At 67.4% G+C, this 2,837-nt stretch carries 2 protein-coding genes; one reads left to right on the forward strand and one right to left on the reverse strand.

Annotation, left to right across the window (positions count from 1 at the left end):
• A partial coding sequence (locus tag ACFE77_RS16360; RefSeq protein WP_375422707.1) for a transglycosylase domain-containing protein occupies positions 1 to 1,078 on the reverse strand: 1,078 nt, incomplete at its 3' end.
• 362 nt (positions 1,079 to 1,440) lie between these two features.
• Between ACFE77_RS16360 and ACFE77_RS16365 the strand changes: the two genes are divergently transcribed.
• A partial coding sequence (locus ACFE77_RS16365; RefSeq protein WP_375422708.1) for a 5'-3' exonuclease H3TH domain-containing protein occupies positions 1,441 to 2,837 on the forward strand: 1,397 nt, incomplete at its 3' end.

Raw genomic sequence — 2,837 nt, forward strand, 5'->3', positions numbered from 1 at the left:
CGACGACGCGGCCGTCGGGGCGCATCGCCACCAGCGCGACCTGCGCCTGGCGGAGCCCGGCGCCGCGCACGGTACGCTCGGCGGCGCGCTGCAGCCGCGGGTCGAGCGTGGTCTCGACGGTCGCCTCGGTCTTGATCTCGCCGGCCTGATCGCGCGCGGCGGGCAGCACCCAGTCCGCGAAATAGGTGCCGCTCGGCAATTGCGTCGGCGATGCGGCGAGCACGCGCTGCGGCTGGACCCGGTCCGCCTCCGCCTGCGTCAGGAACCCGGCCTCGACCATCGTCGACACCACCAGCCGCTGGCGCTTGCGCGCGCCTTCGAGATTGCCGGTCGGCGCCAGTCGCGACGGCGCCTTCACCAGCCCTGCCAGCATCGCCGCCTGCCCGATGTTGAGCGCCTGCGGTGTGCGCCCGAAGTAATGCTTCGCCGCGGCGCGCAGGCCGTAGACGTTGTCGCCGAAATACACGTTCGACAGATAGCGCGACAGGATCTGGTCCTTGGTCAGCCACGCCTCCAGCCAGAACGAGATCAGCATCTCGCGGATCTTGCGTGCGGCGGTACGGTCCGAATCGAGGAAGGCGTTCTTGGCGAGCTGCTGCGTGATCGTGCTGCCGCCCTGCCGGACCCCGCCCGACCCGACATTGGACACCGCGGCGCGCGCGATGCCGCGCGGATCGATGCCCCAATGCGAGTAGAATCGCCGGTCCTCGATCGCGAGGAACGCTTCGGTGACGTGCTTGGGTAGCTTGGCGGCATCGACCGGTGCACCGATGATCGCGCCGCGCCGCGCGATCGGCGTGCCGTCGTCCGCGGTAAGCGTGATCGACGGCGGGGTCGGCGGCTCGAGCGACTTGGATAGCGGCGCGGTGATCGCGAGCCAGGCGATCGCGATCACCAGCAGCACGATCCCCGCCGCGAGTCCGCGCAGCGTCCAGCGCAGGATCGTCGCGCGCCGGCTCGGCGCCGCCGCCGTGGCATGCGGCATGTCGTCCCAGTCACCGGGCGCGACCGGCTCGTCGAGCGCATAGCGTCGGGCGATCGAGGAACGGGAAGCAGGGTCGAGAGGGTCGTAGCGCATCGGCTTATCCTGGCGGTCAGCCATCGGTGTATTATCTTCCCAAGACAGCTGGTGCAAGCATCATGCGGATCGCGGGCGTTTAGCGGGTTATGGCGGTGGGCGTCACCCTCGACTTTGGTTCACGCCAAGGCGCGAAGGCGCGATGAAGAAGGACGCGCGCGGAGACGCGGAGGTTGTGGGCTGAGCCGCGGCCGATCCAATCTCCCATGTCTGCGGCGCCGCACGTTTCATCTTTGCGCCTTTGCGCCTTTGCGTGAATGAGGCAGGCGCATGGCGAGACGAGACGAACGCTGCTGCCGCACCCTCTCTTCCCAGGAACATTTGGTTGGTCGCGTGCGGCGCATCCGCTAGACGGCGCGACGATGCCTCATCTCTATCTCGTCGACGGCTCCGGCTATATCTTTCGCGCCTATCACCGGTTGCCGCCGCTCACGAACGTGCATGGCGAGCCGGTCGGGGCGGTCTACGGCTATACGACGATGCTGTGGAAGCTGGCGGACGAGGTCCATGCCGCCGACGGGCCGACCCATATGGCGGTGATCCTCGACAAATCGTCGAAGACCTTCCGCAACGAATTGTACGACCAGTACAAGGCACATCGCCCACCGCCGCCCGAGGATCTCGTTCCGCAATTCCCGATGATCCGGGATGCCACCCGCGCCTTCTCGCTGCCCTGCATCGAGACCGAGGGGCTTGAGGCGGACGATATCATCGCCTGCTATGCGAAGGCCGCGCTGGCGCAGGGCTGGGCGGTGACGATCGTCAGCTCGGACAAGGATCTGATGCAACTGATCGAGCCCGGGCTCGACCTGTACGACACGATGAACAACCGGCGGCTCGGCGCGGAGCATGTGGTGGAGAAATTCGGGGTGATGCCCGATCGGCTCGGCGACGTGCTCGCGCTGATGGGCGATAGCGTCGACAACGTGCCGGGTGTCACCGGGGTCGGGCCGAAGACCGCGTCGAAGCTGATCAACGAACATGGCGATCTGGAGGGTGTGCTCGCCGCCGCCCCGTCGATGAAGCCGGGCAAGCTGCGCGACAATCTGATCGAGCAGGCCGACAATGCGCGACTGAGCAAGGTGCTGGTGACGCTCAATTGCAGCGAGCCCTTGCCCGAGCCGCTCGACGAGCTGGAGCTGAAGGGTATCCCGGATGCGCCGCTGCGCGCGTTCCTCGAACATCACGGCTTCAAGTCGCTGCTGACCAAGCTCGGCCAGGTTGCGGATGCGCCGGTGCCCGCGCCCGCCAGCGTGCCGTTCGAGGAGGATCCGCCGTGCGACCATGACGGCTATGAGACCGTGGTCGACATCGCCGCGCTCGACGGCTGGATTGCGCAGGCGCGCCATCAGGGCTGGATCGCGATCGATACGGAAACGACCGGCACCGACGCGACCCGCGCCGATCTGGTCGGGGTGTCGATGGCGCTGCATCCGAACCGCGCCTGCTACGTCCCGCTCGGTCACGGCGGCACCGATCTGCTCGCCGAGAATCCGGTGCAGATCGATCGCGCCGCAGCGCTCGCCGCGCTGAAGCCGCTGTTCGAGGATCCCGCGGTGCTGAAGATCGGGCACAACCTGAAGTACGACATGGTCGTGCTCGGCATGTGCGGGATCGAGGTCGCGCCGTTCGACGACACGATCGTGATGAGCTTCGATCTCGATGCCGGGCTGCACGGCCACGGCATGGACGAACTCGCCGCGACGCACCTGTCGCACAGCTGCATCGCGTTCAAGGACGTGGTCGGCACCGGCAAGAC

The organism is uncultured Sphingomonas sp., from assembly GCF_964243315.1.
Classification (GTDB): Bacteria; Pseudomonadota; Alphaproteobacteria; order Sphingomonadales; family Sphingomonadaceae; genus Sphingomonas.